The following is a 6,563-nucleotide window of genomic DNA, read 5'->3' as shown; positions in this document are numbered from 1 at the left end:
TTGAGAATTGAGAATTAAGAATTAAGAATTTAGAATTGAGAATTGAGAATTTGGAATTCTACATTCTGCATTCTACATTCTACATTCTGCATTCTACATTCTGCATTCTGACAGACAACCTACCCTTCGGGAACGCCAAAGGCGAACAACCAGCTAACCTTCAACCAGCTAACCTTCAACCGACTAACCTTCAACCGACTAACCTTCAACAGTATGATCAACCCTATAGACCCGGAAGAAAAACTCTACCGGTTGTTGGGTAGATAATGCGTTCGCGTAGCGTGGCCTACGGCCAATCGCGAAGCGGTTCCTTACTGGCAGTGCCAGACGCTGCGCGAACGGAACATCGCCCTTAATTGAGCTTAATCAAAACTCCCTACTCCCTACTCCCTACTCCCTACTCCCTACTCCCTTATGTTGCTGAACTTCCCATTTTCAACCAGCCAAAAATTTCCTCTGCTGTCAACTGAAGGTCGATACCATCTAACACCACTAGAGAGTCACTTCCCTGACACAATTCCGGTTGTTGGTTAGGTAGAAAAATCAAGACCGAGCGGTCGTAAGGATCAATTAGCCATCCTAGTTGAGAACCATGTCTTAGACAATTTAAAATGTTACCTGTTACTCGGTTTGAACTCTGGCCGGGAGAGATAATTTCAATAGTCCAATCTGGAGCAATAAACACATCATCTATAGGCTCTCCTTCATCATCAAATTCAATCTTGTTCCAGCGAATAACTGCTAGATCGGAAACAATTGACCGTCCGCCAAAAGTACATCGTAGCTCTGGGAAAGCGTAGGCAATTTGCTCTTCCTCAACAACAGTATTAATTGTACTCGTCAACTTGATATTAAGTCTGGAGTGGCGAGTTTTAGGCATTGGTTTCTGGGTAATTTCACCATTGATATATTCCCTAGGGGGTTTGGTCTCTGGGAGTTCCAGAAACTCTTCGAGAGTCAAAGGTAAGGCAGCTATCTTTACCATTGGCAGCTAGTTCCAGAAACAGATGTGACCATACTATAGCAATTCTGAATCGGGTCAGGTACTTTCCTTCTTGGTTTTATGATACTGTTTCCGTCAATTCTTCTCCACTGATCCGAAGTTCCCTGATCTGAAGTTACCCATAACTGCCGCAAAGTCATATAATTGCTTAGGCGAAAGGCGAATGCAATACGTCGAACTAGTCGATTCCCAAGGTGGTAGGTATCACAGCGGTTAAAACCGCACGAGTCGCTGTCTTGATGCACCCGATAATGCCACAGGTTTTATTTAAGATATAATGGAAAAATGAGTCTGTAAACCAAAATAAATCATTATGGCTACTATTATTTCTCCATCAAAACTCAGCCTTAGTGACGTAGAAGATAAATTTAAGCTCCAAGAAGTAATTGACCCGGAGTTTTTCCCAGAGTGCGTGGAAAACCTGCCCCAACTAAGTGAAATAGAAAGGCAAATGCTCGATAGAGCAAAAGCGAATTACAAGTACTTGTCTAAAGATTTGGTACTAGAAGACCTAGTTAAAATGGTTGTTGTTTCTCCCTTATTGGATTTGGCAGGATTTTACCAACCGCCTTTTAAAGTTAAAGCAGAGTATGAAGTGTCTTTACCCATTGAAGATAAAGATGAGGACACAATTGTCAAAGGACGGATTGATATTTTGGCAGCGAGCAAACCAATTTGGATAGCCGTTATTGAGTCGAAGCGTTCTGCTGTTTCCTTACAACCAGCAATTCCTCAAGCACTAGTTTACATGCTCAAGAGTCCCCAAACAGAGCAACCAACATTTGGTCTTGTTACCAATGGTGCTAGCTTTATCTTTATCAAGTTAGTTAAAAGCGAAACCCTACGATATGCTTTATCAAAAGCATTTGATATCTGGAATCATGGCAATTATTTATATGATGTTTTGGGTATTTTGAAGCGTATTGCTGCTGTCACGGCTAAGTCTTAGAGGAGACAACAAGGACTCCTCCAAGAGGAAACTTAGATCAGCTTTCACTCTCTAACTAAAACCTCTAGCTGTTTAGCTAAAATCTCAACATCGGGTGAGCGCATCATAGTATAATGATCACCAGGAATCCTGTAAGTTTCTAGACCACCTACTGCTAGCTCATGCCAACCTCGGTCTTCTGCTTCTAACTCCCTGGCACAAAATAGAGCAATCCGACCAGAATAGGGCTGGGGTTGATAGCGATACATAGCCATGAGGTTGGCTTGGAAAACTCCAAATAACTTACGCATCTGCTCAATACCGATTTCCGGTGGCAAGATATTGAGCCCTTTGGCTTCCCGAAGGATGTGTTGCAATTGCTGCTCTAGCCCTCCAAGCTTAAGGTCTTTAACTGCAATCGGCAGTTCTGTACCAAAAACACTACCTAAATCCTGAGCTAGAGACCGTGCCATCATCTGTTGATTCATCTGTTCTGGTCGGTCAATAGCAACAGGTGAATAGCTATCGATTAATGCTAGAAGAGCCACTTCTTCCCCAGCAGCAGATAATTGTTGAGCCATTTCCCAAGCAATAATACCTCCTAATGACCAACCTCCTAAATAATAAGGCCCGACCGGTTGAATAGTTTGCAAGGCTTCAATGTAGCAAGTTGCCATATCCTCAATTCCGGTTAATGGTTCAGACTCACCAAATAAACCAGGGGATTGTAACCCGTAAAAAGGTTGGTTATTTCCTAGATAACGAGCCAATTCTGCATAACAAAGAACATTACCCCCAACCGGATGAACACAGAAGAAAGCAGGTAAATTTCCTGTCTTGTTAATGGGCACTAGGGGAGAATATGATTGGTTCTCAGTGGCATTGACCAGAAGACTAGCTTGGTTTTCAATAGTCGGTTCCGTGAACAAGCTAGCTAAAGGTAAATTAGTTCCAAACTGCTGCTTAATCCGAGCCATGAGATCAACTGCTAACAGGGAATGACCTCCAAGATCAAAGAAGTTATCGTTAACTCCAACTGGGTGGACATTAAGGAGATCAGACCAAATTTGGGACAGTTGCAATTCCAGGGAATTACGGGGTGAAACAAAGCCAGCTTCTTGAGGTCGATTAGATTGATCTAATTCAGGTAAGGCGCGCCGATCTACTTTGCCATTGGGGGTTAAAGGGAATTTTTCCAAGAAGGCAAAGCCAGAGGGAATCATGTAATCCGGTAATTTTTGTTTCAGAAACTGTCGCAATTGGCTACTAGTTAGCTCTTGTTCTTGCTTGGAAACAATATAAGCCACCAGACGTTTCTGGTCAGCTTGGTCTTTCCTGGCCACAACCACTTTTTCCCCCACAGCTGGATGTTGACCTAAGACAGCTTCAATTTCTCCAAGTTCGATGCGGAAACCGCGAATTTTAACCTGGTTATCAATGCGTCCAAGGAATTCGATGTTGCCATCGGCAAGGTAGCGAGCCTTATCCCCAGTTTTATAAAGGCGGGAATCTAAATCAGCGCTAAACGGGTTGAGAATGAATTTCTCTTGTGTTAACTCAGGGCGGTTAAGATAGCCTCGTGCCAATCCAGCACCACCAATATGCAATTCTCCTGGCACACCGACAGGCAAGGGTTGTAGAGACTCGTCTAGAATGTGGATTTGCGTGTTAGCGATTGGTTTTCCTATGGGGATAGTTGTAGCTGTCGTTGGTAAGTTCTCTACCAAATACCAGGAAGAAACAGTTGTATTTTCTGTTGGTCCATAGAGATGGAGTAGTTGCTCTGGAGCGCCTTTATCTAGGACTTCTTGTACCCATTTGGGGTCAACCGCTTCCCCACCAAATAGTAAATACCGTAGGCAACTCAGTGCTTGGGGGACAAAACTAGCTAACTGATTGAATAAAGCTGTAGTTAATAATAAAACCGTTACCTCTTGAGAACAAATATTGACAGCAAATTCTTCAGGCGAAAGCAATACAGATTGATTGATAATAACTAACTTTGCTCCGTTAAGTAGCGCTCCCCAAATTTCAAAGGTGGCAGCATCAAAAGCAATGTTTGCAGCTTGAGCAATGCGGTCATTAGGTGTTAAATGTATGTAGTTTGTGTTTAACACCAGTCGATTTACAGCCTGATGATTGACGGCTACTCCTTTGGGTTTTCCTGTTGATCCCGAAGTATACATCACATAAGCTAAATTTTCAGAGCTGGCTGTGCTGTTGAGATTATCTTGATTGGCTTGATTAATTCTCTGCCAGTAAGTATCTAAACAGACAATACGCCCTTGATGTTGAGGAAGGGATTCTAGGAATTTCTCTTGAGTCAGCAATACTTTGACCTGAGTGTCTTCCAGCATGAAGCTTAAGCGTTCTTGGGGATACTCTGGATCAAGGGGCACATAAGCTCCACCTGCTTTGAGAATGCCCAACATTCCCACAACCATTTCCAGCGAGCGCTCCACACACAACCCAACTAGCACATCTGCTTCCACACCCACTGAATGTAAATAGTGGGCTAACTGGTTAGCCTTGGTGTTCAGCTGTTGATAAGTTAGTTGCTGGTCTTCAAAAACCACTGCCACTGCATCTGGAGTGTGTTCTACCTGTTCCTCAAACAACTGATGGACACATTTATCCTGAGGATACTCCACAAACGTATTATTCCATTCCACCAATAGCTGCTGGCGTTCCGCTGCTGTCAGTAACGGTAACTTTGAAACTTGTGCTTGTGGATTAGCAACAATACCTTCGAGCAAGGTCTGGAAATGCCCTACCATCCGGATAATAGTTTGCTGATCAAACAAATCGCTATTGTATTCTAACCTGGCCTCAATTCCCGACTCAGTTTTTTCCATTAACAGGGTCAAATCAAACTTGACTATAGCGCTTTTTAGTGACAAAGGAGTTAATGTCAAACCAGCCAACTCTTGCTTCTGGATTTGGGCTTGCTGAAACCCAAACATTACTTGGAATAGAGGGCTATGGCTGAGGGAGCGCTCTGGTTTTAAGACCTCTACCAATTGCTCAAATGGCACATCTTGATTAGCGTAAGCTTCCATTGCACAGCTACGCACCCTAGCCAGTAACTCCAAGAAACTGGGATTACCTGATAAATCATTACGCAGCACTAGAGTATTAGCAAAAAAACCAATTAGGGGTTCAATTTCTTGGCGGGTGCGGTTAGCAATAGGAGAACCAATGGCAATATCCTCTTGAGCACTATAGCGGTAAAGTAACGTTGCCCAAGCTGCCAGTAGTGTCATGTACAACGTTCCTCCTGAAGCTTGACTTAAGACTTGCAGTTTCTGAGTTAACTCACCATTGAGTTCAAAATCCAAGCTACTACCTTCGGAAGTTTGTACCGCAGGACGGGGGCGATCTGTCGGCAATTCTAGCAGTGTTGGTATTCCAGCTAACTGTTGTTTCCAGTAGTTCAGTTGATTTTCCAGCACCTGTCCAGTCAACCACTGACGCTGCCAACTGGCAAAGTCACTATATTGGATGGGGAGTTCTGATAGTGGGGAGGGTTGTTGTGAGCAAAAAGCTGAATAAAGTGCCGATAATTCCTCAATAAATACTCCCATTGACCAACCATCCCAGATAATGTGGTGAATGGTCAGTAGTAGGACATGCTCTTCTTCAGCTAGGCGCAATAAACTTACTCTCAACAACAGCCCTTCAGCCAGGTCAAAAGGATTTTGAGCTTCTTTAACTGCTAACTGTTGGAGCTTGGTAAACTGTTGTGGTTGGGTCAACTGTTGTAAGTCAACGATGGGTAAAGTTATCTTCAGGTGAGGTGAAATAACCATTACTGGAGAACCATCCACCATCGTAAAGTTGCTACGCATAACCTCATGACGGTTGACAATTTCTGTTAAGACTTGTTCTAGGATAGTCACATTAACACAGCCACGCAGATGTAGAGCAGTTTGCTCGTTGTAGGCAGAACTTTTCTGTTGGAGTTGTTCCAAAAACCACAGTCGTTGCTGAGGAAAAGATAGGGGTAATTCTTCTTTATTAGCAACCAGTTGTATCGGAGGTAACAGCTGATTCTGTTTACTTGTGGTGCCTAGAATCTTCTGGCTGAGTTTAGCTATGGTCGGGTCTTCAAACAAGTAGTGTAAAGGCAACTCTACTGAGAAAGTATTCCTGATTCTCGACAGCAGTTGGATTACTTGTATTGAATCTCCTCCCAAATGAAAGAAGTTGTCGTAAATACCGATTTCCTCTAATCCCAACACAATTGCCCAAATACTGGCCAAGATCTCTTCTGTGGGAGTACGAGGAGCAACAAACTCAACTACCAAATCCCGACGAGACTTATTTGGTGCAGGTAGAGCCCGTCGATCTACTTTACCACTCGGTGTTAGGGGCAGTGCTTCCAAAACTACAAAAGCAGCAGGAATCATATAATCCGGGAGCTGTTCTTGTAAGAAATTGCGTACTTGGGACACCAATTGGGGATTGTTCTGGACTAAGTTGGGCTGGTTAGCATAAGTACTCCAAGGTTTGATGCCTTGTTCAGATGAATTGACCTCACTACCTTTAGCTGCAAGCCCCCTAAATCCCCCAAATTTGGGGGACTTTAACTCAATTTCCCCCCAATTTTGGGGGTTTAGGGGGGCGGGGGAA

General features: G+C 43.5%; 4 protein-coding genes. 2 read left to right on the top strand and 2 right to left on the bottom strand.

The window, feature by feature from the left end; genetic code table 11:
* Positions 1-35 precede the first annotated feature (35 nt).
* Positions 36-263, top strand: a complete 228-nt coding sequence (locus F6K20_RS19490) for a hypothetical protein (protein ID WP_287295716.1) — start codon at positions 36-38, stop codon at positions 261-263.
* A gap of 149 nt (positions 264-412) precedes the next feature.
* On the opposite strand, the gene F6K20_RS19485 is transcribed toward F6K20_RS19490, so the two are convergent.
* Entirely contained in the window at positions 413-985 is a 573-nt protein-coding gene (locus tag F6K20_RS19485; protein ID WP_287295714.1) for a Uma2 family endonuclease, read from the bottom strand.
* A 331-nt stretch (positions 986-1,316) separates the two neighbouring features.
* Between F6K20_RS19485 and F6K20_RS19480 the strand changes: the two genes are divergently transcribed.
* Positions 1,317-1,952, top strand: coding sequence for a restriction endonuclease subunit R (locus F6K20_RS19480; RefSeq protein ID WP_287295713.1), 636 nt, complete (start codon positions 1,317-1,319; stop codon positions 1,950-1,952).
* Positions 1,953-1,996: 44 nt separating this feature from the next.
* On the opposite strand, the gene F6K20_RS19475 is transcribed toward F6K20_RS19480, so the two are convergent.
* Positions 1,997-6,385, bottom strand: coding sequence for a non-ribosomal peptide synthetase (locus F6K20_RS19475; RefSeq protein ID WP_287295711.1), 4,389 nt, complete (start codon positions 6,383-6,385; stop codon positions 1,997-1,999).
* Positions 6,386-6,563 lie beyond the last annotated feature (178 nt).

This window comes from Moorena sp. SIO2C4 (assembly GCF_010672485.1).
GTDB lineage: Bacteria > Cyanobacteriota > Cyanobacteriia > Cyanobacteriales > Coleofasciculaceae > Moorena > Moorena producens.
The sequence above is the reverse complement of the archived record's forward strand: the minus strand, read 5'-3'. Positions and strand labels throughout refer to the sequence as shown.